Raw genomic sequence first — 25,062 nt, 5'->3', positions numbered from 1 at the left:
GGGCGGGCGGGCGGGTCAGCCGCCCTTCTTCTTGCCCGGCGGCGTCGGCGTCGGTGTGCTGCTGCTGCCACCGGGAGCCGGGTTGTCCGTGGCCTGACCCCCCTGCCCGTTGCTCACCGTCAGCGTCACCGTGTCCCCGTCCTCGAGCTCGGTCCCCGCCGTCGGGTCGCTGGCCGCGATCGTGCCCGCGGGCTGGTCGCTGGCCACGGGTGTCGGGTCGACGGCGACGTCGAGGCCGAGCCCCTCGAGCAGCTTCTGCGCGACGTCCGGCGCCTTGCCCGTCACATCCGGCATCGTGATCTGCTGCCCGTAGAGCACCGCGCTCGTCGGCTTTGTGAAGGCGTCTCCGCCGTACAGCGCGTTCACCGCCTTGAGGATCGGCTTGGCGATCGAGAACTTCACGTTGCCGCCGCCGACCCCCTTGAAGGACAGCGATCGCAGCGGAGTGGAGCCGGACACGTTCCCGACCCAGGTGGCGGTGGCGACCTTGGTGGTGGATGTGATCAGCCAGTTCTCCAGCGAGTTGTCGGTGGTTCCCGTCTTCGCCATGATCGGGGTGCCGTCGTACGGGTTGGCGCTCGCGGCGGTTCCCCCGCCCTTGATGACGCCCTGCAGCGCGTAGGTCACGCCCGCGGCGATGTCCGGCTTCAGCCCCTGCGTGCACGTGGTCTTGCTGACCTTGTGGTCGGTGCCGTCGGCGTTGACGACGCGGTCGATCGCGACCGGCGTGCACACCGTGCCGTTGTCGGCGATGCCCGCGTACGCGGTCGCCATCGTCAGCGGGGAGATGTAGTTCGTCCCGAGGATCAGCGACGGCGTCTGCACCCAGGCGTTGCTCTTCGAGGCGGGATGCACGTCGAGCGCCTTCGCGGCGTTCACGATCGAGCAGAGGTCGACCTTGGTGCCCATCTCGGCGAAGGCGGTGTTGACCGACTGGGCGGTGGCGGCCATCACGGACAGCCGGCTCGCCGAGCCCTCGTCGTTCGTGACGGGCCAGTCGGGACCGTCGATGTTCGCGCAGGTGTTGGTGAAGTCGGATGTCGGGAAGACGTGCTGCGAGGCGTTCACCGTCTCGTAGAGCCCGTGGCCGGCCTCCAGCCACGCCGCCAGGTCGAACGCCTTGAACGTCGAGCCGGTCTGGAATCCCTGCGAGCCGCCGTAGTCCTCGTCGGTGTTGTAGTTGACGGCGGTCGTCCCGTCGATCGGGGTGTCCGTGTTGTTGAAGGTGCGGTTCTGCACCATGGTCACGATGCGCCCAGTGCCCAGCTCCAGCGCCACGTTGCTGGCGCCCAGGTCGATGCCGGGGCGGGAGGCGGGGATGTACGCGTTGAGGGAGGCCTGCGCCACCTGCTGCAGGTCGAGGTTGAGGGTGGTGTAGATCTTCAGGCCGCCGCGGTTGAGCGTCTGCCAGCGGTCGTCCCCGGTGGCGCCGTACGCCGGGTCGTTGAGGATCACGTCGCGGACGTAATCGCAGAAGAACGCGGCGTTGAACTGCTGCGCTGCCGCGCATCCCTGCGTCGTCGGGGTGATCGTCGGCTGGATGGGGGTCGCCTTCGCCGCGTCGCGCTGCTGCTTCGTGATGGTGTGCGTGACGTACATGCGGTCGAGCACGTAGTCGCGGCGCTCCTTGGTGAGCTTGTAGCCGTTGGCGGCACCGTTGTCCGCGTTCGACGGCTGGTCGATGCGCAGGTTCGCGGGGTTGTTCAGGATGGCCGCGAGGGTGGCCGCCTGGGCGAGATCGAGCTTCGCCGCGGTGGTGTTGAAGTAGTACTGCGCGGCCGCCTGCACCCCGTACACCTGGCCGCCGAAGCCGACGACGTTGAGGTACCCGGTGAGGATGTCCTTCTTGCTGTAGGTCTTCTCCACCTCGACGGCGTAGCGCATCTCCTGCACCTTGCGCTGGAGGGTCACGCCCGCGGCGTCCGCGTAGCACGCCTCCACCTTCTTCTGGCTGGTGAGCGCCTCGCACTTCTCCACTTCGACGTTCTTCACGTACTGCTGCGTGATCGACGATCCGCCCTGCACGTCGCCTCCCGCGACCGTGGCGACGGCGCCGCGGAGGGTGCCCCAGATGTCGACGGCCCCCTCGGTGTAGAAGCGGGGGTCCTCGGCCGAGACGGTCGCGTCCTTCACCGTCTGCGCGATCTGGTCCCAGGTGACGTCCTGCCGGTTCTGGGCGTAGAACGTGGCGATGGGCACATCCTGGCCGCCCTGCTTGGCGTAGACGGTCGAGTTCTGCGCGAACTGCTGGATGTGGAGGTTCGCGGGCAGCGCGTTGAAGTCGCTGACCCCGGCCGCCGCCGTGACGCCGACTCCCAGGAAGCCGGGCAGCAGGAAGAGCGAGCTGAGCACCGCGGCGACCAGCGCGAGGCCGAGGAACTGCGCGACGAGCCCGCCGCGGGTACGGGCGGGCTTCAGCTCGAAGCGCTTGACGGGCTCCAGCCGCTCGTCGATGGCGGCCAGGCGGGGATTGCGGGGTCGATCGGATGCGGGCACGCCTTCCAACAAACCAGCCGCGCCTGGACGAGTCCAGGGGTTTGCATGTGCATGCCTTTGGAGACGTTCAGGATGCGAACGCTCCGGCCGCCCGCATAGTTGACGCAACACGCCGTCGCGCGTGCGAGACGGACGGCGTGTTGCGTCAACTCGATCTCATGACGGCGAGGGCAGACGCCAGCCTGATCGGACGGATCCCGCATGCTGCGCGCGAGCCGCCCCCAGTTGGGGTGCCAATAGGGCCGCGTAGGTCCGCCCATGGGCCGACCATCGCTAGTGTCTCTGTGAGATTCAATCGGGGAGTTCCACATGGAGTTTGCAGAAGTCTTGGCTGCTATGGCGCAGAAGGTCGCCAACCAGCGGGAGGCCATTCACACCGAGGAAGCAACGAAGAACGCTTTCGTCATGCCGTTCATCTCGAACGTGCTGGGGTACGACGTCTTCGACCCGCTGGAGGTCGTCCCGGAATTCACCGCGGACGTCGGAATCAAGAAGGGCGAGAAGATCGACTACGCCATCGTTCGCGATGGCGAGGTTCAGATGCTGATCGAGACGAAGAAGTCGACGGAAGCTCTGACGATCGAGAATGCTTCGCAACTCTTCCGGTACTTCGCGGTGACCAACGCGCGCGTCGCGGTGCTGACGAACGGCCAGGTCTATCAGTTCTATACAGACCTCGACGCTCCGAACCGGATGGACGACAAACCCTTCCTGGTGCTCGATCTACTGGATATCGACGAGACCTTGATCGCCGAGCTTCGCAAGCTCACGAAGGACTCATTCGATCTGGAATCCGTCATCAACGCGGCGGGGGAACTCAAGTACATCGGTCAGATCAAGCGGGTCCTTGCCACGCAGTTCCGGGAGCCGGAAGACGAGTGGACCCGATTCTTCATCAGCCGGGTCTATGACGGCGTCATCACGCAGCGCGTGCGCGATCAGTTCACGCCCCTGGTCACGAAGGCAACAAAGCAGTTCCTCAACGACCAAGCCAACGAGCGGCTCAAGACGGCGCTCGGGGGCGCGAGCTACGCCTCGGTCGAGCCCGCCCCCGGCGAGACCGTGAGCAGCCAGCCTGCTGCCGAGGACGATCTGAACCGCGACACCGAGATCGAGACCACGCTCGAAGAGCTCGAGGGCTACCAGATCATCAAGGCGATCGCCTGCAGCGAAGTGAAGCCACAGCGGGTCGCGCAGCGGGATTCCAAGTCGTACTTTGCGGTCATCCTTGACGACAACAATCGGAAGCCGCTGGCACGGCTTCATTTCAATGGGAAATCGAAGAAGTACCTCGGCCTCTTCGACGAAGACAAGAACGAGACCCGTCACGAGCTGGCCTCGCTGGACGAGATCTACGGCTTCGCCGAGGATATTCGGGCGGCGGTTCGGCGCTACGCCTAGGGCTCCCTCCGCATACAGAAGGCACCGACCCCTGCGGGTCGGTGCCTTCTGTATGAAACGCGGCGGGTTACGCCGCCACGGGGAAGGCCGCGGGAGCGGCGGCGACCCGCAGGTCGCCGGCCTCGGCGTCCACGATCACGCGGCCGCCCTCCTCCAGCTCGCCCGACACCATGAGCTCGGCGATGCGGTCGTCGACCTCGCGCTGGATGACCCGGCGGAGCGGACGGGCGCCGTACTCCGGCTCGTAGCCCGCGTCCGCGATCCAGGCGACCGCCGCATCCGTCGCCTCGAAGGCGATGTCGCGGGCGGACAGCCGGGAGGCCGTCGCGGTGAGCAGCAGGCGCACGATGTCGCGCAGCTGCTCGGCGTCCAGCTTCCGGAACAGCACGATCTCGTCGATGCGGTTCAGGAACTCGGGGCGCATGGCCTCGCGCAGCTTGCCCATGACCCGGTCGCGGATGTCCTTCTCCGAGGAAAAGCCGTCCGAGCCCATCGGGACGAAGCCGAGCGCGCCGCTCTTCGATGCCAGGAACTCCGAGCCCAGGTTGGAGGTCATGATGACGACCGTGTTGCGGAAGTCGACCGTCCGGCCCTGGCCGTCGGTGAGGCGGCCGTCGTCGAGCACCTGCAGCAGCAGGTTGAACACGTCGGGGTGCGCCTTCTCGATCTCGTCGAACAGGACGACCGAGTACGGGTTGCGCCGGACGCGCTCGGTCAACTGACCGGCCTCGTCGTAGCCGACGTACCCGGGAGGGGCGCCGACCAGTCGGGCAACGGTGTGACGCTCGCCGAACTCGCTCATGTCGAATCGCAGCATCGCCTTCTCGTCGCCGAACAGCGACGACGCGAGCGACTTCGCCAGCTCGGTCTTCCCCACGCCGGTCGGGCCGAGGAAGAGGAAGCTGCCGACCGGGCGACGCTCGTCGCCGAGGCCGGTGCGGTTGCGGCGGACGGCCTTCGCGACCGCGACGACCGCGTCGTCCTGGCCGATCACGCGGTGGTGCAGCTCGGACTCGAGCCGCGCCAGGCGCTCACGGTCGGCCTCGCCGATGCGCGAGACGGGGATGCCGGTCGACCGGGAGACGATGGCCGCGATCTCGGGCTCGCCGACGACCGCGTCCACCCGCGGAGCGGAACCGAGCTCGTCCAGCGAACGCTGCACGGCCTCGATCTCGTCGCGCAGGCGGGAGGCCTCCTCGTAGTGCTCGGCCGCGACGGCGGAGTTCTTCTCGGACTCCAGCGTGGCCAGGCGCTCCATCAGGGCGGACGAGTCGACGCGCTTGCCCAGCGACAGGCGCAGGCGCGCACCGGCCTGGTCGATCAGGTCGATCGCCTTGTCCGGGAGGAAGCGGTCCGAGATGTACCGGTCGGAGAGCTCGACGGCGGCGCGGATCGCGTCGGCCGTGTAGGTCACGCCGTGGTGCTCCTCGTACGCGCCGCGGAGCCCGTCGAGGATGAGGACGGCGTCCTCCACCGACGGCTCGCCGACGGTCACCGGCTGGAAGCGGCGCTCCAGCGCAGGGTCCTTCTCGATGCGGCGGTACTCCTTGAGCGTGGTCGCACCGACCAGGTGCAGGTCGCCGCGGGCGAGACGGGGCTTCAGGATGTTGCCCGCGTCCATTCCGCCGGACTCGCCGGACCCTCCGGCGCCGACCACGGTGTGCAGCTCGTCGATGAACACGATCAGCTCGTCCTTGCCGTCGCTGATCTCGTCCATGAGCTTGGTGAGCCGCTCCTCGAAGTCGCCGCGGTACCGGGTACCTGCGACCATCCCGGCGAGGTCGAGCGAGACGACCTTCTTGTCCTGCAGCTGCTCGGGCACGTCGCCCGCGACGATCGCGCGGGCGAGGCCCTCGACGATCGCGGTCTTGCCGACGCCGGCCTCACCGACCAGCACCGGGTTGTTCTTGGTGCGGCGGGAGAGGATCTCGACGGTCTGCTCGATCTCGTCCAGACGTCCGATCACCGGGTCCAGGCGGCCGTCCCGCGCGAGCGCGGTCAGGTCGGTGCCGAACTGGTCGAGCATCGGGGTCTGCGAGTCGCCCTGCGCATCGGGGTCGCCGGGCTGACCGGCGCCGACGGTGGTGCTCTGGCGCATCGCCTCGGTGAGCGCCTCCGGCGTCACACCCGCGGCCTGCAGCACACGGCCGGCCGGGGCGTCCCGCCCGATCACGAGCGCGAAGAACACGTGCTCGGGGTCGATGTAGGTCGAGCCGGAGGCCTGAGCCACCTGGTACGCGTGGAAGAGGGCGCGCTGAAGCGGCCCGGTGATGGATGCGCCGTCCGCCTCGATCACGTCGCCCGGGGCGGGCAGGCGCGACTCGGCGGCCTCGGCCACCCGGGAGGGGTCGACGCCGATGCGGCGCATGGCGTCGGCGGCCGGCTCCTGCTCGGCCATCACGCGCAGCACGTGCAGCGCGTCGAGCTCGCTGTGGCCGTGCTGCAGCGCGAACCGTCCGGCCTCCGCCAGGATCTCCTGGGTGCGCCGGCTGAGGAAGCGGCTGATGTCGATGGAGCGTGCGTTACGCGCACGCTCACCCGCGAGGTACCGGGCGAGGAACTCGTCGAACGAGTTGGCGCCGTCACCGTCGGGAGTGAAGTTCTCAGGCACGTGTTCTCCTGTTTCTGAAAGTTGAGCCTTGTGCACTCAAGTCCAACGCAGGAGGGACACCCGTATTCCCGTGAGCCCGAATTCCGTCATGCCCGGATGCGGCCGCGACCCGTCACTCACCCGCGTCGAGGGCGTCGAGAGCGGCGACGTCCTCCGCCGAGAGCTCGAAGTCGACGTCGGCGTTCTCGCGGATGCGCTCGGGGGTGGTCGATTTCGGCAGCGGCAGGATGTCCTTCTGCAGGAGGTAGCGGATGCTCACCTGCGCCACCGACTTTCCGTATTTGTCGGCGATCTCCTTGATGTCGGCGTTGTCGAGCAGTCGCCCGGTCGCGAGCGGCGAGTAGCCCTCGACGAGGATGTCGTGCTCCTTGCTGTACGCGGTGGTCTCGGGCTGGGTGTTGCCGACGAACCAGCGGATCTGGTTCGCGTGCGGGACGACGTCGGTCGCGTCGATCAGGGATTCGAGGTCGGCGACCTCGAAGTTGCTCACGCCGATCGCGCGGGTGCGGCCCTGCTCGTACAGCTCCTCGAAGACCTTCCAGACCTCGATGTTGCCGGCGCGGTGGTCGCTGCCGATCGCGTTCCACGGCCACGGCGCGTGGATGAGGTAGAGGTCGATCGCGCCGAGGTCGAGCAGGGCGGTGGAGCGGTCGAAGGCGTGCCGGGCGCCCTCCGCATCCTTCACCTCCGCCGGGCACTTGGTCGTGATGAAGATCTCCTCGCGCGGCACGCCGCTGTCGCGCACCGCCCGGCTGACGCTCGCCTCGTTGCCGTAGGCGCGCGCGGTGTCGATGTGCCGGTACCCGGCGTCGAGAGCGGTGCGGACGGAGTCGTAGGTCTCGGAGCCGTCGGGGATCTGCCAGGTGCCGAAGCCGATCTTCGGGATGGTGACGCCGTTCGACAGGGTGAAGGTGTCGGTCAGTGCGGGCATGGGCTGTTCCCCTCTCGGAAAGGATGCGGTGCCGCACATGGTAACCCGCGGGCGGACTCAGTCCACCGGCTCCGGGCTCCCGTTGCGCAGGTGCTCGTAGACGACGCTGGTGCGCACGTCGGCGATCTCGCGCCGCTGCGTCAAGCGGTCGATGACGAACGCGTACAGGCTGTCGTTGTCGGGGACGGCGACGTGCACGATGAAGTCCTCGTTGCCGCTCGTGACGAACACGCCGAGCGTCTCCGGCAGTGAGGCGACCCAGTCGCGGAAGCCTTCGATGACGGGCCGCGACGGCGGCCGGATGCGCACAGCGATGAGCGCCTGCACCGGCCGGCCGATGGAGGCGAGGTCGACGTCGAGCAGCGCCCCGCGGATGATGCCCCTGCGCCGAAGCGCCCTGGTCCGTTCCAGGGCTGTGCTCGGCGAGACGCCGACGGCGGCGGCGACATCGCGGTTGCTCTTCCGCGCATCCGACTGCAGTTCCCGCAGGATCGCCCGATCAAGTTCGTCCACGACGCCCAGAATAGCGTCGCTATCGAATTTCGTTCGGAGTTCCAGCGCGCAGCTCCCGTTATCTGTAGCTTCGAGCGCATTCAACCGAATGAAAGGAAGACAGGTGGCGGATCTGATCGGTTTCCTGCCCGATGACGTGGACACAGCGGCGCCGACGCGTGCGGCGCGGCTGAAGTGGGTCGTGGTCGTCGACGAGTCCCTCCCCGCGGGCATCGCGGCCAATGCGGCGATCTGCACAGCGGCGGCGACGGCGTCGGGTGTGACCGGCCTGCTCGGTCCGGACGCGGTGGATGCGGACGGCGGTGCGCATCCCGGTCTCCCCTGGGCGGGGGTCTCGGTGCTCCGGGCGAGCGCAGAGCAGCTGACGGCGATCCGGGCGAAGGCGGCCGCGGCGGACGACGTGTTCGTGGCCGACATGCCCGCCGCCGCGCAGCTGACGCGGGTCTACGACGAATACCTCGACGCGGTCGCAGGAACAGCATCCGACGCCCTCCCCTATTACGCGGTGAGCGTGGTCGGCCCGAGGAACCGCGTCGACCGCATCGTCGGGCGGCTCGCCCTGCTTTGAGCCCGCCGGGCACCCCTGCCCGACGGACGCCCCTGCCCGATGTCGGCGCCCCGCGGTAGCGTCGCCCCATGCAGATGGTTCTGGTCCCCGGATTCTGGCTCGGCGCCGACGCGTGGCGGGAGGTGATCCCCGCGATCGAGGAGGCGGGCCATACGGCGCACCCGCTGACACTGCCCGGCCTCGAGTCGCGCGACGCCGATCGCAGCCGCATCCGCGTGCGCGACCACGTGGACGCGATCGTCCGAGCGATCGACGAGACCGGCGGCGACGAGCGGGATGTGGTGCTCGTCGGGCACTCCGGCGGCGGCCCTCTGGCCTACGCGGCGACCGGCCTCCGCCCCGACCGCATCGCGCGGACCGTGTACGTCGACTCCTGGCCGCTCGGCCCCGGCGGCTCGGTCGCACCCGATCTGCCTGCGGCGGACGGCCAGGTCGAGCTCCCGGATTGGGAGGACTTCGAGGACGCCGACCTCGTCGACCTCACCGACGAGCAGCGCGACGAGTTCCGCCGCATCGCGGTGCCGGAGCCGGCCGACGTGGTCGCCGGCCCGATCGAGCTGACCGATGACGCGCACCGCCGTGCCGTGCCCGCGACCATCGTGGCCTGCGAGTTCACGCCGGCCGACCTGCGGTCGTGGCTCGACGGCGGCGAGCCGGCCGTCGCGGAGGTCGGGCGGCTGGAGCGGTGGGACGTGGTGGAGCTGCCGACCGGCCACTGGCCGATGTTCACCCGACCGTCCGAGCTCGGCGCCCTGCTCGCCGAGCTCGCCGACCGCTGAGCCCATGGCGGGGGTGCTGGATCGCGACGAGGCGCGGCGCATCGCCGTGCGCGCGCAGCGGCTCGACGCCGAGTGGCCGGCCGGCCTCGTGCCGCTCGTCGAGCACCTGACGTTCCTGCAGCTCGACCCGACCGCCGCCGTCGCGCCGAGCGCCGATCTGATCGCGTTCACACGCCTCGGTGCGTCGTACGACCCGGAGCAGCTGCTGCAGGCGGTCGAGCGCGACAGGGCGCTCTACGAGCTGAAGGCGCAGGACGACCCCGTGCAGCCTCCGTTCGCCATGGTCCGCCCGGTCGCCGACCTCGGGCTGAACCTGGCGCGGATGGCGGCGGGCCCGATCCACCGCGGATGGCGCGACTGGCTTGCGGCGAATCCGAGGTTCCGGCGCGACGTCCTGGATCGGCTGCGCGAGGCGGGGCCGCTGCTGTCGAAGGACATCCCGGACACGGCGGAGGTGCCGTGGCAGTCGAGCGGCTGGACGCACGAGAAGAACGTCACCCATATGCTCGAGCTGCTGCAGGGGCTCGGGGAGGTCGCCGTCGCCGGGCGGATCGGCCGCCAGCGCACCTGGGACCTCGCCGAGCGGGTGTACCCGGCGGACATCGAGGTCGTCCCCGAGCCGGAGGCCACCCGCCTGCGGGACGAGCGCCGGCTGCGGGCGCTCGGGATCGCGCGCCCGCAGCTCGTCGGGGAGGCGGGCGTCCCCGTGCGGGTCGACGGCAGCGACCGCGAGTGGCGGGTCGATCCCGCCGCGGTCGGCAGGCCGTTCGCAGGCCGCACGGCACTCCTGTCGCCGTTCGATCGGCTCATCCACGACCGGGTCAGGTCGCAGGAGCTGTTCGGCTTCGAGTACCTGCTGGAGATGTACAAGCCGGCGGCGAAGCGCCGCTGGGGCTACTTCGCGCTGCCGATCCTGCACGAGGACCGCCTGGTCGGAAAGCTCGACGCCACCGCCGACAGGAAGGCCGGCCTGCTGCGGGTCGCCGCCGTCCACGAGGACGAGCCGTTCAGCCCGGGCACACGCGACGCCGTCGACGCGGCGATCGACGAACTCGCCGCGTGGCTGGGGCTGACGGTCGCCCGCTCGTGAGCGTGGTCAGGCCGCGTCCTTGCCGTGCGGGTCGGAGGCGTTGAGCACCTCGACCACCCGGTCGTAGTCGCCGCGGGCCTCCCCGTAGCGCAGGAACTTGACGCGCTCCACCTGGAGCTCCTTCGCGTCCGGCTGCGTCTCGATGAGGGTCATCACCTCGGCGACGAACTCGTCGAGCGGCATGGCGAACTCGCTCTCCTCCTGCCCGGGCAGCAGTCCGGTGCGCACAGCCGGCGGCTCCAGCTCCACGATCTTCACGGTCGTGTCGGCCAACTGCAGCCGGATGCTCTCGCTGAGCATGTGGATGGCCGCCTTGCTGGCGTTGTAGCTGGGCGTCGCCTTGAGCGGGCTGAAGGCCAGGCCGGACGACACGGTGACGATCGTTGCATCCGGACGGGTCTGCAGGTGCTCGACGAACGCGGCGATCAGGCGGATCGGGCCGAGGACGTTGGTGGCCACGATCGATTCGGCCGAGTCGAGGAAGCCGGCCGGCGTGTGCCAGTCCTCGACCCGCATGATGCCCGCCATGGCGACGAGGACGTTGAGATCCGGGTGGGCGGCCAGCACCTCGGCTGCCGCTGAGCGGATGCTCTCGGCATCCGCCGTGTCGATCCGCACGGTGTCGATGCCCGGGTGCTCGGCGGCGATCTGCTCGAGCAGCTCGGTGCGCCGCCCTCCGACGATGACGGAGTTGCCGCGCTCGTGGAGGGCGACGGCGAGGGCGAGCCCGATGCCGCTGGTGGCGCCGGGGATGAAGACGGTGTTCCCTGTGATGTTCATGGCTCCACTGTGCGGGGGCCGGACAGGGCGAGGAAGTGGAGCAGTCATCCAGGGATCGGGCGTCCCTGGTTCGCGCCGGCCGCGACCGCCATCATGGAGGGATGGACCGTGCCGCACTCGCCGACTTCCTGCGCCGCCACCGCGAGACGCTGCGCCCGGAGGACGTCGGACTCCCGAACGGACTGCGCCGTCGCGCTCCCGGGCTCCGGCGCGAGGAGGTCGCGCTGCTCGCGGCCATGTCCACCGACTACTACACCCGCCTCGAGCAGCGACGAGGACCACAGCCGAGCGAGCAGATGCTGTCGTCGCTCGCCAGGGCCCTGCGCCTCACCGACGACGAGCGCGACTACCTGTACCGGGTCGCCGGGCACAACACCCCCGACCGGTTCTCCGGGGGCGGCCACGTCTCCCCCGCCCTGCAACGCGTGCTCGACCGGCTGGAGGACACCCCGGCGCTGGTCCTCTCGAATCTCGGCGAGACGCTCGTGCAGAACCGCATGGCCGTCGCGCTGCTCGGCGACCGCTCCGGGTACACCGGCCTCGCACGCAGCGAGTACTACCGCTGGTTCACCGATCCCGAGAACGCCCGCACGCAGTATCCGCCCGAGGACCGCGCCCGGCAGAGCCGAGCGCAGGTCGCCTCCCTGCGGGATGCGTACGGCGCCCTCGGTCCGCGCTCCCGGGCCGGTGAGCTGGTGCGTGCGCTGCTGGCGGAGAGCCCGGAGTTCGCGGAGCTGTGGGAGCGCCACGAGGTCGCCCGCCGCTTCGAGGACCACAAGACCCTGCTCCACCCGGAGCTGGGACCCATCGAGCTCGACTGCCAGGCCCTGTTCACCGAGGACCAGTCGCAGTGCCTGCTCGTGCTGACGGCCGCGCCGCGCACGGAGGCCGCCGAGAAGCTGGCGCTCCTCGGCGTGCTCGGCACCCAGTCGTTCGCCGCCGCCACACCGCGGGAGTAGCCTGGCCGCGTGAGCGAAGGGCGAGGGAGCCGAGACGACGCCGTCATCCGCTGGCTGCTGGAGGGCGACCCGGCCATCCGCTGGCAGACCATGCAGGATGTGCTGGGCGCGCCGCCGGACGAGGTCGCCGAGGAGCGCTCCCGGGTGGAACGCGAGGGCTGGGGCGCCGAGCTGCTGAGCCGCCAGGACGACCGCGGGACCTGGGGCGGCACGGTGTGGAAGCCGGAGGATCGCGACGCGACGGACGACATCGTGCTGCTGCTCGGGCTGTTCGGCGCACAGGGCGAGCGCACCAGGGAGGCGATCGATCGCGTCGCCGCCAACGTCGACTGGGGTGAGGAGTGGGACGACAGCCCGTTCTTCGACGGCGAGGTCGAACCGTGCATCAACGGCCGGGTGCTCACGGCCGCCGCAGCCCTCGACCGGCCGGCCGACGTGCTCGTCCGCAAGCTCCTCGACGGCCAGCAGACCGACGGAGGCTGGAACTGCTATGCCGAGACCACGGATGCACCCGGCTCGTTCCACAGCACGATCTGCGTCATCGAGGGTCTCGCGGCGTATCGCGCCGCGACCGGGCGCACCGATTTGGACGAGCCCCTGAAGCGCGGACAGGACTACCTGCTGGTGCGCGGGATGATGCGCCGCCGGTCGACCGGCGAGCTGATCGACGAGCAGTGGCTGCGATTCACTTTCCCGTACTACTGGCATTACGACGTGCTGCGCGGCCTCGATCACCTGCGCGCCTCCGGCCTCCGCGCCGAGGGCCGGGTCGCGGAGCGCATCGCCGAGGCCGTGGAGGTGGTGCTCTCCCGGCGGGCGCCGGACGGCCGCTGGCCCCTCGACCGGGTGCTCCCGGGCCGCCCGGCCCTCCCGCTCGAAGAGATCGGAGAGCCCAGCCGCTGGAACACCCTGCGAGCCTTGCGCGTGCTCGACTGGGCGGGCGTACAGTCCGGGGCATGACCGCTCGCACCCTGCTCCTGATCCGGCACGGCGAGAGCACGGCGAACGTCGCCGCGGCCGCAGCGGAGGCCGCGGGCGCCGACGTCATCGCCGTCGACGCGCGCGACCCCGACATCACGCTCTCCCCCCTCGGCGAGCTGCAGGCCGCCGCGCTCGGCGCCCGGCTCCGCGACGCCCTGCCCTCGGACGCCGTCCTGTTCAGCTCGCCCTACCGCCGTGCCGTCCAGACGGCGCGCCTGGCCCTGGGGGAAGAGATGCCGCTCCGGCTCGACGAGCGTCTGCGCGACCGCGAGCTCGGCATCCTCGACCGCCTCACCGCCCTCGGCGTGGAGCGGCGTCTGCCGCTGGAGGCGGAGCGGAGGCGCTGGGCGGGCAAGTTCTACTACCGGCCGCCGGGAGGCGAGGCGTGGACGGATGTGGCGCTGCGCATCCGCTCGTTCCTGCGCGATCTGCCCGACGCCGACACGGTGGTGGTGTTCGCGCATGACGCCGTCGTCAGCCTCTTCCTCTCCGTGCTGCTGCGCCTGACCGAGGCGCAGCTCGCCGAGCACCTGCTGACGCATCCCGTCGCGAACGCGTCGGTCACCGAGCTGAGCGGCGACGGCTCCGAGTGGACGCTTCGCACCTTCGCCGACGACGCCCACGTCGCGGTCGCCGGGCTCCCGGCCACGCAGCATCCCGGCCAGGCGCGCACCGATGCGTGAGCGGAGGACGGCCGCGGCGGCCGAGCGTGTCACCCCCGAGCTGCTGCGCACCTGGCCGCTGCCCGAGCCGACCGGATCGAAGCGGTCCCGCGGCCAGGTGGTCGTCGTCGGGGGCGCCCTGCGCTCCCCCGGTGCCGCCCTTCTCGCCGGGCGGGCGGCCCTGCGGGTCGGCGCCGGCCGGCTCACCCTCGCGGTCGGCGCGTCCGTCGCAGGACCGATGGCCGTCGCGCTGCCGGAGAGCGGGGTCGTGCCGCTCCCCGAGACGTCATCCGGGAGTGTGCGCGGCACCGGCGTCCGCGCGGCGGCCGGCGACCTCGGCGCCGCCGATGCCGTGCTCCTCGGGCCGGGCCTGGACGACGCGACGGAGACCGCCCGGATGATCCCCCGGGTCGCCCGCGCGGTCGGCCACGACACCGTGCTCGTCCTGGACGCGTTCGCCCTCGGCGCCCTCGCCGGGCATCCGCGCCTCGCGGGCGACGTGCCGCGCATCCTCACGCCGAACACCGAGGAGGCCTCCCGGCTGCTCGGCCGCGACGCCGACGACCTGGATGCCGACACCGTCGAGCTCGCCCGCCGGTACCGCGCGACCGTGAGCTGCTTCGGGCGGGTCGCCTCACCCGACGGCCGGCTGCTGACCGTCGGCGACGGGGACCCCGGCCTCGGCACCTCGGGCAGCGGGGATGCGCTGGCCGGCGCGATCACCGGGCTCGCCGCACGCGGCGCGGACCCGCTGCAGGCGGCGGCGTGGGGCACGTTTCTGCACGCCGTCTCGGGCGACGCACTGGCCGGGAGCGTCGGCCGGCTCGGCTACCTGGCCTCGGAGATCGTCGACCGCCTGACCGTGGAGCTCGACGCCCTCTCCTGACGCGGGAGGCCGATCCACCGGGTGTTCGTGCGGAACATGTCTAGCCGCGCGAACGTGCGCAGCGATACTCTCAGCCCACATCCAGGCTCGCCGAGCTGGAGTGGAGAGGGGAAACCGAACATGGACTGGAGCAACTTCTGGAGCGTCATCTGGCTCTTCTTCTGGAGCTTCGCCTTCGTGGCGTATCTGTTCGCGCTGTTCGCGATCATCAGCGATCTGTTCCGTGATCACAAGCTGAACGGGTGGTGGAAGGCGCTGTGGATCATCTTCCTGATCTTCGTGCCCTTCCTCACGGCGCTGGTGTACCTCATCGCACGCGGCCCCGGCATGGCGGAACGCAGCCAGAAGGAGGCGCGGCAGTACCAGTCGGCCACGGACGACTACATCCGGCAGGTCGCCGGATCGAGCCCCGCCGACGAGATCGCCAAAGCGAAAGCGCTGCTCGACAGCGGCGCGATCACTCCCGACGAGTTCGCACACCTCAAGGCGCACGCACTCGCCGGCCGCGGGACGACGGGCGGCACCGCCGCCTCCACCGCGGCGCCCGCAGCACCGACGGCCCCGGCCGCACCGACGACGCCGCCGCCGGCAGCACCAACGGTCTGACCTCGCGGTCGGGCGCTCGTCGTGACGAACGGACGCGGCGCAGCAGTCGCCAGGCGGCTGCCGCGTCGCGCCCGGTCCGGCCTCGCCCTCGCGTGGGATGAGCCGGCGCACACACGGGCCGTTTCGCGGCCCTTGACGCAGAAAGGGAGCGGCTCATGACCCAGGGCGATCCCGGCGCGGCAGCATCCGCTCCCGAGCCCGGCCGGCGGAGCGGCCGCCGCTGGCCCTTCTCGCGCACCCGGAAGCATCCCGCCGAACCCGCGGAGCCGGTCGACCCGGACACCGAGCTCGGCGCGGCCGGGGGTGTCGGACGCGGCGTGCGCATCCTGCTCGGCCTGGCCGCCGGGGTGGTGATCTCGTTCGGGATGGCCGCGATCGGCGGCATTCTCGCCCCGACCCTGCTCGCACTCGTCCTGACGATCTGCGCCCAGCCGGTGAGGGTCTGGCTGGAGCGCCATGGCACCCCGCAGGGACTCGCCACGGGTGCGGTCGGCCTGACCGTGTTCGCCCTCCTCGCCGGGTTCATCGCGGTGCTGTGGGTGGCAACCGCGCAGTTCATCGGGATGCTGCCCCAGTACAAACCGCAGCTCCAGCAGCTCGGGTCCCAGTTCACGACCTGGCTGCAGAGCATCGGGGTCGGGCCGCAGCAGGTCCAGCAGATCAAGGCGGGCTTCGACCCCGGCACCTTCCTGTCGTTCTTCTCCGGCCTCCTGGGCAATGCGTTCGGGCTGATCGCCTTCCTCGTGATCGTGCTGACGATGCTCATCCTCATGCCGGCGGATGCCGCGTACACGCCGACCCTGCTGCGTCAACTGCAGCCCACCCGGCCGAACCTGGTCTACGCGTTCGGCGGCTTCGCGCACTCGGTGCGCCGCTACATGGTGGTCACCACGCTGCTCGGCGTCGTGCAGGGCGTGATCAACGGCGTCGCCCTGTGGCTGCTCGGCGTTCCCGCTGCGCTGCTGTGGGCCATCCTGTCGTTCCTGTGCAGCTTCATCCCGAACGTCGGCTACTTCATCGCCCTCGTGCCGCCGCTCGTGTTCGGCTTCCTGACCGGCGGGTGGGGCACGGTCGTGGCGATCATCGTGGTGTACGGGCTCATCAACGCCGTCGTCCAGTCGGTCGTGCAGCCCAAGGTGGTGGGGAACGCCGTCGCGCTCAGCCAGACCCTGACGTTCTTCTCCGTGCTGTTCTGGGCGGTCGTCCTCGGCCCGATCGGGGCGATCCTGGCGATCCCGCTGACGCTCCTGGTCCGGGCCGTGCTTGTGGACTCCGACCCCCGGTCGCGGTTGTGGCGGCCGATCATCGGAGACCTGGCGCACACCCGCGAGCTGATGAAGGCCCAGGCCGACGAGCGCAAGACGCAGCGTCGGCAGCAGCAGGCGCAGCCGCAGACGCCGGGTCAGGAGTAGGCAGGTCGCCCTCTCGACGAGCTAGGCGCTGCTGCTCTGGACGGCCAGATCTCCTCCGCCCTCGGCCGTCAGGCGCCGGCCGATGCGGACGAGCTGCGGCTCCTCGGTGAACGCGCCGGCGAACAGCGCCTCGCCCTTCCGGAAGGTCGGCGACTGCTCGAGCAGGTGGTGCGGGACGAACCCGAAGACCTCGGCCAGCTCGGCGAGGTCGCGCGGCGAGTTCATCCGCATCAGTCCGAGGTTGTCGCACTGCGAGAGCACGTTCGGGTGGATCTTGGTCGGGCGCTGCGTGGACAGGAACAGCCACAGGCCGAACTTGCGGCCCTCCGCGGCGATCTGGATGAGCTGCTCGGTGAGCTGCGCCTCCACCGTGGTGCGGGCGACGGGTGGGCAGAAGTTGTGCGCCTCGTCGATGACGATGAGGAGCGGCCGCCGCTCCATCCGGCGCTCCCAGAGCTGTTCGAGGATGCCGAGGGCCGCGGCCTGCGGCTCGCCGGGGTGGGAGAACCCGCCGAGATCGAGCACGGTGGCGCGCGGGCGCTCGTCGACCACCGTCGCGGCAGACCCTCCGCCCAGCGCCCACAGCGGCCAGTCGAGGATCTGCAGGTTGTCGATGCGCAGGCCGAGCCGCCGTCGCGCGGGGTCATCGGACTCCAGCAGCGCGTTGAGGAAGGTCCCGCGTTCGAAGTGCTCCGGCTGCGCCTCCAGGTGCAGGAGGGCGTTGAACTCCTCCGCGTCCACGATCGGGTCGAGCCGGCCGACGGCGCCCTTCGCGGGCACGCTGAGGTCGACGAAGCGGATGCGGACCTGCGGCTCGCGCTCCGTGCTGGAGTGCAGCACACGGATGTCGAAGGCCTCCCACCGTTCGGCCGCCGCACCGTCGGCTCCCGTGCTCGTGCGCGCGAGCTCCACGAAGTCGGCGTTCGGGTCGAGGATGGCGACGGGCAGCTCGGTGTTCAGCAGAAGCTGCTCGAGCACGACGCCGAGGGCGTAGGTCTTGCCCGAGCCGCTCTGGCCGCACCAGAAGGTGTGCCGGTTGAAGCGCGAGCCGTCGATGACAGCCGGCCGTTCCGGTGTCTCCACCGTGGTGCCGACGGTGAGCGGGATCATCCGGCTCGTCCCCCGTTCTGCGGTCGCGTGCCGTCCGCGTGGCGCCGATGCTAGCGCGCGGACCCCCGTCGCGGACAGACCGGAACCCTCCAGGCGGCGCTCACGCCGGCCGCAGGTCGTCCGGGAGGGGGAACGGCAGCGTGTAGATCAGCTGGGGTGCGTCGATCGCGCCGAAGTCGTCCTTCTTGACCACGATGCGCTCGGTGGAGACCTCGGTGATGCGCACGCGCATCCACCGGCCGTCGTCCAGCCGCAGCTCGTAGCGGTCGGCGAGGTAGCCGATCCCGGCCGCCTCCAGCATCTCCTCGCCGGTGAGCCAGTCGGTCGGACCGCCGAGCTCCCGGCCGAGGAGGTCGATCGGGACGAAGCCGTCGCCGTCGGGGCGCAGCCAGCCGACGCGCTCGCCGTCCTCCCGGCGGTGCTCGATCCACTCCTGCTCGATCTGTTCCCGCATTCTGCTTACCGTAGCGGCAGACCGCGACCTATGATGAACGCGTGCTCGCCGGATGAGCCGACGGCGAGGGCGGGCACGTCGCTCCCGAAGGAGGCGCGGCATGACTCTGGATGTCGCAGAAGCGGGTGAGCGCGCAGCGACACCGCTCGCCCCCGAGGAGTTGGCCGCGGCCGGGCGGGCCGCCCGCGCCGCGCTGCCGCGTTCCGCCCACGCGGAGTACGCGCCGCCGCCCGGGCGCGATCCGATGGGCATCCTCCGCTCCCAGCACCGCGACCGGCTGCAGAACCTCGTCGACCTGCGGGTGGAGCGGATGAGCGCTGACGCCTTCGCCTTCTACCGGGGCACGGCTGCGATCCAGGCCGCCGATCTGGCGGGGGCGCCGACGACGGGCGCCGAGGTCGTCGTCTGCGGCGACGCGCACATCTCGAACTTCGGCGTGTACCGCTCGCCGGAGAACGCGATGGTGTTCGACATCAACGACTTCGACGAGTCCACCGTCGGGCCCTGGGAGTGGGACGTCAAGCGGCTGCTGACCAGCGTCGTCCTCGCCGGGCGGGCGCTCGGGATGTCGCCGACGTTCGTGCGGGACGCGACGTGGGCGGCGGGTGAGGCCTACCGGCGCTGGTTGGAGGAGGCTCTCACCGAGCCGTTGACCGCCCGGTTCTTCACGCCGATGGCCGTCACCTCCGGTCGCGGGCGGCTCAGCCCGGACATGGAGCGGCTCATCCGCCAGGTCACCAAGGAGTCGAAGAAGCGGACCGCCGAGCATGCCGCTCGACGCACCCTCCAGGCCGACGAGAACGGTGTGCTGCGCTTCATCGAGCGGCCCCCGATCCTGCGGCGCGCGGAGCCGGAGGTCCAGGCGCTCGCACAGGACGCGTACGACCGATACCGCCGCACCCTTCCGCCGAACACGGCGCTGCTCGCCTCGCAGCTGCGCCTCGACGACGTGGCCCGCCGCGTCGTCGGCGTGGGAAGCGTCGGCACGCGCTGCTTCGTGATCGCGCTGCGCGGGCCGGTCGGCGAGCCGGTGATCCTGCAGCTCAAGGAGGCGCGCGCGTCGGTGGTCGAGCGCTTCGGCGGGGTTGCGCCGCTTCCCGGCTACCTCGATCTCTCCCTGCTTCCGGACGACCAGGGGTACCGCGTCGTCGCCTGCCAGCGCATCCTGCAGGCGGTGTCCGATCCGTTCCTCGGGTTCCTGCGGGTGGAGGGCTTCGCCTTCTACCTGCGCCTGTTCCGCAACCGCAACGCGTCGTTTGACATCCCCTCGATGAACGCCGCGCAGTTCTCGGACTACGTCCGCGTGTGCGCCGTCGCCCTCGCCCGGGCGCACGCGCGCTCGCCGAAGGCGGCGTTCATCTCGGGCTACCTCGGCTCGGGGCCGGCCTTCTCGCGTGCTGCGACGGCCTGGGCGGAGCGCTACGCCGACCAGGCGGAGGCCGACTACCGCGAGTTCGTCGAGGTGGCGAGGGCGGGAGGCTTCGCCGTCACCTGACGGGCGTCCGGGGCTGCGCGGTGTCGTCGCCGCGTCATGTTCGCACTTCCCTCACGTCTATTAGGTCGAGGACGGGCGCTCGGCCGAGGCCCGTCGTTCCCGGCGAACGGAGAAGAGGGATGATTCGGTGGATCAACGTGGTCGCGCCGATGTGGACGTTCATCCTCGGGCTGCTCATCGGCGTCCTGCCCGGTGGAGTGACGAACCCGGCGAACGTCCTGGCGATCGGACTCTACCTGTGCACGTTGCTCCTCCTGGTTCCCCTCGGGATGTTCGCCCGATGGCTGGAGCGACAGGAAGACGATGAGAGCAAGCGCTCCTAGGAGCGTGCTGCGCCGGCGCGCTCGCGCACTGCCCGCGCACTCCACCGGCCATCGGCCTTCTCGACACGGATGCGGTGCTCGAACGCCCGGGTGACCGTCTCCGTCGTGACCGCATCGTCGATGCTGCCGCGGGCCACGATTCGCCCGTGCGCGATCAGGAGGGCGTGCGTCGTGGTCTCCGGAAGCTCCTCCAGGTGATGCGTGACGAGGACGCTGGCGAGCTCGGGCGCCGAGTGCGAGAGTCCGTCGATGGTCTCCAGCAGCTGCTCCCGCGCCGCCACGTCGAGGCCGGTGGTCGGTTCGTCGAGGAGCAGCAGCCGCGGCTCCGCGATGAGGGCGCGCGCGATCAGGGAGCGGCCGCGCTCCCCCTGCGACAGCGTCGGCCACCGGGCCTCCCTGCGCTCGTCGAGGCCGACCGCGTGGATGAGGTCGTGAGCGCGACGGACCTCCTCCCCCGTCGGCTCCCACCGCATCGGCAACTCCAGCGTCCCGGTGATGCCGGTGAGGACGACCTCGGTGACGGTCAGCGGCGACCGAACGGGGTGCCGCGGGTTGACGTGCCCGATGTGGCGTCGCAGCTCCTGCAGCTCCACCCGGCCCAGCCGGCGGCCCAGCACATCCACGGTCCCGGAGGTCGGGAAGGTGAGTGCGCCGCAGAACCCGAGCACGGTCGACTTGCCCGCGCCGTTCGGGCCGAGGAGCGCCCAGTGCTCGCCCGCCCGGACCGTGAGGTCGATCCCGTCGAGGATCTGCGTGCCGTCGCGGCGGAACGTCACGTCGCGGAGTTCGAGGACGGTCTCGGCGGGGGCGATGGAGGTCACCGATTCACCCTATCCGGGCCGGGAACCGGAGCTTGCGCACCCATACGGCCTCCGTCAAGGGACTCGTCCGAATGCCCGCATCGTGCGACGGTGTGAGCATGACGACCCCGACGCCCACCGCCCTCACCGCGTTCGAGCGGGCCGCGGCGGAGTCACCGGGCCGGGTCGGGCCGCTTCTGGACGCGCTGTCCCGGTCGGAACCGGACGCCGTCCCGCTGCCCGGCGCCGGTCGGACGGAGGAGCGATTCCGCACGCTCTCGCACATCGCCGCGATCGACCTGACGGCCGCCCGGGTCCTCGAACCGCACCTGGACGCTCTGGCGATCCTCGCCGAGGCCGGCCTCCCGCGTCCCGAGGCCGGCACGACCTGGGGCGTGTTCGCCGCGGAGGCGCCGGGCACGGCGCTGGAGGCGGTCCCGCGGGATGACGGATGGACGCTCGCTGGCGTCAAACCGTGGTGCTCGCTCGGCGGTCGCCTGACCCATGCTCTCGTCACCGCCCGCGTCGGGGAGGATCGCAGGATGTTCGCGGTCGACCTGCGGCAGGACGCCGTGACGGCCGAGCCCAACGCCTGGGTCGCTCGGGGCCTCGCCGAGGTGGAGAGCGGACCGCTCCGCTTCGAGGGGGCGACAGCCGAACCCGTCGGCGAGGCCGGCTGGTATCTCGAACGACCCGGCTTCCGCTGGGGCGGCATCGGCGTCGCCGCGTGCTGGTGGGGAGGCTGCGTCCGCCTGTTCCGCGCCCTGGCCGATCGAGCCGCCGCCCCGGGGAATCCGCTCCTGGCCGCCCGGGTCGGAGAGCTGTACCGCGCGCTCGAGTCCGCCCGCATCCAGCTGGACCGCGCGGCCGGCCTGATCGATGCCGGAGTGGACGGCGACGATGCTGCCGTGCTCTCCCACACCGTCCGCGGAGCAGTCGCGAATGCCGTCGCGCAGACGCTCGCGGCGGTGCGCGACCTGCTCGGCCCTGCCGCCCTCGCCTTCGACGAGGGGCACGCCCGCCGCGTGGCCGACCTCGAACTGTATGCCGCGCAGTACCACCGCGGCCGCGACGATGAATCGCTCGCGAAGCGGATCGGCGGACTGGATGCGCGGTCGGTCTGGTGGTGAGCTTCGACCCGCGCACAGCGGTGACCGACCCGGATGCCTGGGAGGCGCTGGACCAGTGGACGGACGTCCCCGCCGTCGACGACCTCCCGGACGAGCTGATCGTGTTCTCCGCCCACCCCGACGACGAGACGCTCGGCGTGGGCGGCCTGCTCGCGCGTGCAGGCGCCGCCGGAACCCCGGTGCGTCTGGTGGTGGCGGCCGCGTGCGATCCCGAGCGGCTGGACGAGCTGGACGCAGCGCTCTCGGCGCTCGGGCTCTCCATACCGGACCCGGCATTGACCTGTGACGACACTGCGCCGTCCGTCGTTGCGCTCGGGCTGCCGGACGGCGCCCTGAAGCACCATGCGAGCGAACTCCGCGCCGCCATCGCCGACGCCCTCGACGCGCCATCCGGCGCGCAGGACCGCCTCGTGCTCGCACCGTGGACCGGCGACCGCCACGGGGACCACCGCACCCTGGGCCGCGAGGTCGTCGCTGCGGCGCGCGAACGCGGGCTCCGCGTCATGCTGTACCCGGTCTGGCTCTGGCAGTGGGGCACGCCCGCCGACGTGCCGTGGCGACGGGTGCGCGAGGTGGTCCTCACCCCGGAGGAACGCATCCGCAAGCGCGCGGCGCTCGCCCGGTTCTCCTCGCAGCTGCGCACCCCGGCCACCCCGGACGGTGTGCTGGAGCCGGGCTTCGTTGCGCGAGCCGCCGACGGTCGGGAGGCGGTGATCGAGCCGCCCGAACCCGCCGAGCAGCATTTCGAGCGGATGCACCGGGAGCTGGGCGATCCGTGGAGCGTCCGCAGCCGCTGGTACGAGCGGCGCAGGCGGGCGGTGCTCACCGCGTCCCTCCCCCGGGAGCGCTACGGCCGGGCCATCGAGCTGGGCTGCTCGATCGGCGAGACGACCGCCGTTCTCGCCGATCGGTGCGACGAGCTCGTGGCGGTCGACGGCTCTGCGTCGGCCGTCGAGGCCGCGGCCGCGCGGCTGCGGGACCACGCAAACGTCGTCGTCGAGCGGATGCGCATCCCGCACGAGTGGCCCGCGGTCCCCGGCGGCGCCGACCTCGTCGTCGTGTCCGAGCTCGCGTACTACCTCGCCGAGGACGACTGGGATGCCGTCATCGACCGCATCCTCGGCTCGCTGAACCCGGGCGGCGAGGTGCTGCTCTGCCACTGGACGGGCGACTCCGACGACTTCGCCCAGCCGGGCGAGGCGGCGCACGCCCGGTTCCGCGAACGCTCGGAGCTGCGCGCCGCGGTCGTGCACCGCGACGAGGAGTTCGTGCTGGAGGTGCTGCGATGAGGCCGGCGATCCGGCGGGCGGTCGTGGTTATCCCTGCCCGCGACGAGGCGGCCACCCTCGACGCGTGCCTCGCGTCGGTCGAGGCGGCCGGCACGATCGTCGACGTGCCGACGGACATCGTGCTGGTGCTCGACGCCTGCACGGACGACTCCGCCACGATCGCTGTCCGGCATCCCGCCGTCCGCACGGTCGCGGTCGCGTTCGGCAACGTCGGGCGCAGCCGCGCCCACGGTGTCGAGACCGCGCTCGCCGGCAGCCCGCACGACCCGCAGAGCGTCTGGCTGGCGTTCACCGACGCGGACGGGACCGTCCCGCGCGGCTGGCTCGCCGAGCATCTGCGTGCGGCCCGCCACGCCGACGCGTACACCGGGGCGGTCGTCCCGGTGCTCGACGACTTGGACGCCGAGCGCCGGCGCGTCTGGGAGGACCGGCACCCACCCGGCGCGACGCTCGGGCACGTGCACGGGGCGAACCTCGGGATGCGGGCGTCCGCCTACCTCCGGGCGGGCGGGTTCCCTCCGCTCGCCACCGCCGAGGACGTGCGCCTGGCGGCACGGCTGCGGGACGCCGGGGTCCTCATGCTCTCCTCGGAGCACGAGCCGGTCGTGACCTCGGCCCGGCTGCGGGGACGCGCGCCCGAGGGATACGCGGGCTATCTGGAGGCGCTGGCGGCCGACCGCGAGCGCGGTCACGGTTCGGTCACGTTCGGGGTTCCTTCGACGTACACCTAGGGGACGCACAGGCCGGGTCCTTACGCTCGCCCGTTATGACGACGCAGCCGCTGAGACTCGGGCCGTTCGCGCGACGCCGGCTGATGCTCCTGGCGCGCCGCGACGCGGCCACCGTCCCCGACTCCGGGGTGGACTCCGGCGACCGGTCGTCGCCGACCGTCGCGGCCCTGCAGGCCAGGGCCGACGCGTTCGCGCGCCGCGAGGAACAGCGCTTCTTCCGCAGTATGCGCCGCGAGCTGACCGAGCACCGCGTCCTCACCGGCTCCCTGCGCGCCGACCTCGACGCCTACGACGAGCGGATCGACCGGCTGCCCGAGAGCGATCGGCTCCGCATCGCGGAGGGCCGGGGAACGGCGTTCGAAGAACTCCGCAGGCTGGAGCGGCGCATCCGGACCGCCCATCGGCGGAGCAACGAGCTCAGCGCCTCGATCAACGCGCGGTTCACCGTCGCTCAGCTGCGCGCGGCGCGGATGTTCGACCGCTCCGACGAGAAGGCCGCCGTGTACTGGGGCGCCCTGCGCCAGGCGACCTCCGGACGGGTCTCCGCGCATCCACCCGCGCTGCACCGCTCCGACTGGCTGACCTCGCGCGGCACAGCCGTCGACGCACTGCATCCCATCGCGGCCGCCCGCACGGCGGGCGAGGAGACGGCCGGCGTCCCCGCCGGCCACGACGACCCCCACAGGAGGACCGATGCCCCGGCGTGAGCGACTGACCGACTACCGCGTCCCCGCGACCGGCGGCCTCCGCCGTCGGCTGCTCCGGCGGCTGCGGCGCATGCGCCACGCGGTCGACGTCGAGACCCTCGAGGTGTTCGAGCACGAGCTCGCCGCCTTCGAGCGCGCGGGCGTTGCGGAGCTCGAGCGGCAGCGCACCCGCAATGTCGCCGCGGCCTCCGCCCTCGTCGCGGAAGCCCAGGCGCGGCAGGAGCTGATCCGCCGGGCGCTCGAGCGCGCCGAGGACGACATCCGCCGGGCCGACCAGGACGTCGCACGGCTCGACGCGAAGCTCGCCGGCCACGATCCCGACTTCCACTCCTACGCCTGAGAGGCCGC

General features: G+C 71.4%; 25 protein-coding genes. 17 read left to right on the top strand and 8 right to left on the bottom strand.

Translation table 11 applies throughout. The features are described from left to right. Window positions 1–15: 15 nt before the first annotated feature. A complete protein-coding gene (locus BJ963_RS01700) occupies window positions 16–2,496 on the bottom strand; it encodes a transglycosylase domain-containing protein (RefSeq protein ID WP_179454153.1) in 2,481 nt (826 codons plus the stop codon). A gap of 309 nt (window positions 2,497–2,805) precedes the next feature. Here BJ963_RS01700 and BJ963_RS01695 point away from each other — a divergent pair, with 309 nt between their 5' ends. Beyond that, window positions 2,806–3,897: a type I restriction endonuclease gene (locus BJ963_RS01695; RefSeq protein ID WP_089912750.1), complete on the top strand. Its 1,092-nt coding sequence runs from the start codon at window positions 2,806–2,808 to the stop codon at window positions 3,895–3,897. 67 nt (window positions 3,898–3,964) lie between these two features. On the opposite strand, the gene BJ963_RS01690 is transcribed toward BJ963_RS01695, so the two are convergent. The 3 genes from BJ963_RS01690 to BJ963_RS01680 form a co-directional block, all read right to left on the bottom strand. Continuing rightward, window positions 3,965–6,508 carry an AAA family ATPase gene (locus tag BJ963_RS01690; protein ID WP_179454151.1) on the bottom strand — a complete coding sequence of 848 codons (2,544 nt, stop codon included), beginning with the start codon at window positions 6,506–6,508 and terminating at the stop codon, window positions 3,965–3,967. Between the two features lie 112 nt (window positions 6,509–6,620). Continuing rightward, complete coding sequence (locus BJ963_RS01685; protein WP_179454149.1) at window positions 6,621–7,439, bottom strand: aldo/keto reductase; 819 nt, start codon at window positions 7,437–7,439, stop codon at window positions 6,621–6,623. 57 nt (window positions 7,440–7,496) lie between these two features. After that, entirely contained in the window at window positions 7,497–7,952 is a 456-nt protein-coding gene (locus tag BJ963_RS01680; protein ID WP_089912759.1) for an Lrp/AsnC family transcriptional regulator, read from the bottom strand. A 103-nt stretch (window positions 7,953–8,055) separates the two neighbouring features. On the opposite strand from BJ963_RS01680, the gene BJ963_RS01675 reads away from it, so the two are divergent. The 3 genes from BJ963_RS01675 to BJ963_RS01665 all read left to right on the top strand — a co-directional run bounded on the left by BJ963_RS01675 (window position 8,056) and on the right by BJ963_RS01665 (window position 10,389). Further along, window positions 8,056–8,520: a DUF2000 family protein gene (locus BJ963_RS01675; RefSeq protein ID WP_179454147.1), complete on the top strand. Its 465-nt coding sequence runs from the start codon at window positions 8,056–8,058 to the stop codon at window positions 8,518–8,520. 68 nt (window positions 8,521–8,588) lie between these two features. Further along, the gene (locus BJ963_RS01670) at window positions 8,589–9,299 is read left to right on the top strand and encodes an alpha/beta fold hydrolase (protein WP_089912765.1); all 711 of its coding nucleotides are present in this window, start codon (window positions 8,589–8,591) and stop codon (window positions 9,297–9,299) included. Window positions 9,300–9,303: 4 nt separating this feature from the next. Next, on the top strand, window positions 9,304–10,389 hold the full coding sequence (locus BJ963_RS01665; protein ID WP_179454145.1) for a DNA glycosylase AlkZ-like family protein: 1,086 nt from the start codon (window positions 9,304–9,306) through the stop codon (window positions 10,387–10,389). Between the two features lie 6 nt (window positions 10,390–10,395). Here BJ963_RS01665 and BJ963_RS01660 read toward each other — a convergent pair whose 3' ends face one another. After that, window positions 10,396–11,169, bottom strand: coding sequence for an SDR family oxidoreductase (locus BJ963_RS01660; protein WP_179454143.1), 774 nt, complete (start codon window positions 11,167–11,169; stop codon window positions 10,396–10,398). A 101-nt stretch (window positions 11,170–11,270) separates the two neighbouring features. On the opposite strand from BJ963_RS01660, the gene BJ963_RS01655 reads away from it, so the two are divergent. From BJ963_RS01655 to BJ963_RS01630, 6 genes are all read left to right on the top strand, one after another. Further along, window positions 11,271–12,128 (top strand): helix-turn-helix transcriptional regulator, encoded by an 858-nt coding sequence (locus BJ963_RS01655; protein WP_089912773.1) that lies wholly within the window; start codon window positions 11,271–11,273, stop codon window positions 12,126–12,128. 9 nt (window positions 12,129–12,137) lie between these two features. Next, window positions 12,138–13,088, top strand: coding sequence for a hypothetical protein (locus BJ963_RS01650; RefSeq protein WP_179454141.1), 951 nt, complete (start codon window positions 12,138–12,140; stop codon window positions 13,086–13,088). After that, window positions 13,085–13,792, top strand: a complete 708-nt coding sequence (locus tag BJ963_RS01645) for a histidine phosphatase family protein (RefSeq protein ID WP_179454139.1) — start codon at window positions 13,085–13,087, stop codon at window positions 13,790–13,792. Before BJ963_RS01650 ends, BJ963_RS01645 begins: the two co-directional genes overlap by 4 nt. Beyond that, complete coding sequence (locus tag BJ963_RS01640) at window positions 13,785–14,657, top strand: NAD(P)H-hydrate dehydratase (RefSeq protein WP_179454137.1); 873 nt, start codon at window positions 13,785–13,787, stop codon at window positions 14,655–14,657. Before BJ963_RS01645 ends, BJ963_RS01640 begins: the two co-directional genes overlap by 8 nt. 120 nt (window positions 14,658–14,777) lie before the next feature. Further along, a complete protein-coding gene (locus BJ963_RS01635; RefSeq protein ID WP_179454135.1) occupies window positions 14,778–15,263 on the top strand; it encodes an SHOCT domain-containing protein in 486 nt (161 codons plus the stop codon). A 155-nt stretch (window positions 15,264–15,418) separates the two neighbouring features. After that, entirely contained in the window at window positions 15,419–16,675 is a 1,257-nt protein-coding gene (locus BJ963_RS01630; protein ID WP_179454133.1) for an AI-2E family transporter, read from the top strand. Window positions 16,676–16,696: 21 nt separating this feature from the next. Here the strand turns inward: BJ963_RS01630 and BJ963_RS01625 are convergent, their stop codons facing one another. Beyond that, window positions 16,697–17,785, bottom strand: coding sequence for an ATP-binding protein (locus BJ963_RS01625; RefSeq protein ID WP_179454131.1), 1,089 nt, complete (start codon window positions 17,783–17,785; stop codon window positions 16,697–16,699). Window positions 17,786–17,885: 100 nt separating this feature from the next. Continuing rightward, window positions 17,886–18,239: a hypothetical protein gene (locus BJ963_RS01620; RefSeq protein WP_089912793.1), complete on the bottom strand. Its 354-nt coding sequence runs from the start codon at window positions 18,237–18,239 to the stop codon at window positions 17,886–17,888. 100 nt (window positions 18,240–18,339) lie between these two features. On the opposite strand from BJ963_RS01620, the gene BJ963_RS01615 reads away from it, so the two are divergent. Together BJ963_RS01615 and BJ963_RS01610 are read left to right on the top strand one after the other, a co-directional pair. Next, window positions 18,340–19,734 carry a DUF2252 domain-containing protein gene (locus BJ963_RS01615; RefSeq protein ID WP_179454129.1) on the top strand — a complete coding sequence of 465 codons (1,395 nt, stop codon included), beginning with the start codon at window positions 18,340–18,342 and terminating at the stop codon, window positions 19,732–19,734. Between the two features lie 119 nt (window positions 19,735–19,853). Then, the gene (locus BJ963_RS01610) at window positions 19,854–20,057 is read left to right on the top strand and encodes a hypothetical protein (protein ID WP_179454127.1); all 204 of its coding nucleotides are present in this window, start codon (window positions 19,854–19,856) and stop codon (window positions 20,055–20,057) included. On the opposite strand, the gene BJ963_RS01605 is transcribed toward BJ963_RS01610, so the two are convergent. Next, entirely contained in the window at window positions 20,054–20,878 is an 825-nt protein-coding gene (locus BJ963_RS01605; RefSeq protein ID WP_179454125.1) for an ATP-binding cassette domain-containing protein, read from the bottom strand. The genes BJ963_RS01610 and BJ963_RS01605 overlap by 4 nt on opposite strands. A 98-nt stretch (window positions 20,879–20,976) precedes the next feature. Between BJ963_RS01605 and BJ963_RS01600 the strand changes: the two genes are divergently transcribed. From BJ963_RS01600 to BJ963_RS01580, 5 genes are read left to right on the top strand one after another with little or no spacing between them, the layout of a single operon-like run. Continuing rightward, window positions 20,977–21,987, top strand: coding sequence for an acyl-CoA dehydrogenase family protein (locus tag BJ963_RS01600; RefSeq protein ID WP_246297973.1), 1,011 nt, complete (start codon window positions 20,977–20,979; stop codon window positions 21,985–21,987). Further along, on the top strand, window positions 21,984–23,276 hold the full coding sequence (locus tag BJ963_RS01595) for a PIG-L family deacetylase (RefSeq protein ID WP_343037211.1): 1,293 nt from the start codon (window positions 21,984–21,986) through the stop codon (window positions 23,274–23,276). The genes BJ963_RS01600 and BJ963_RS01595 overlap by 4 nt, the downstream gene beginning before the upstream one ends. Continuing rightward, complete coding sequence (locus BJ963_RS01590; protein ID WP_179454119.1) at window positions 23,273–24,007, top strand: glycosyltransferase family 2 protein; 735 nt, start codon at window positions 23,273–23,275, stop codon at window positions 24,005–24,007. The genes BJ963_RS01595 and BJ963_RS01590 overlap by 4 nt, the downstream gene beginning before the upstream one ends. Before the next feature lie 35 nt (window positions 24,008–24,042). Next, on the top strand, window positions 24,043–24,714 hold the full coding sequence (locus tag BJ963_RS01585) for a hypothetical protein (RefSeq protein ID WP_089912812.1): 672 nt from the start codon (window positions 24,043–24,045) through the stop codon (window positions 24,712–24,714). Further along, on the top strand, window positions 24,701–25,054 hold the full coding sequence (locus BJ963_RS01580) for a hypothetical protein (protein WP_089912815.1): 354 nt from the start codon (window positions 24,701–24,703) through the stop codon (window positions 25,052–25,054). Before BJ963_RS01585 ends, BJ963_RS01580 begins: the two co-directional genes overlap by 14 nt. Window positions 25,055–25,062: the final 8 nt, after the last annotated feature.

Source organism: Leifsonia soli (assembly GCF_013408745.1).
Classification (GTDB): domain Bacteria; phylum Actinomycetota; class Actinomycetes; order Actinomycetales; family Microbacteriaceae; genus Leifsonia; species Leifsonia soli.
The sequence above is the reverse complement of the archived record's forward strand: the minus strand, read 5'-3'. Positions and strand labels throughout refer to the sequence as shown.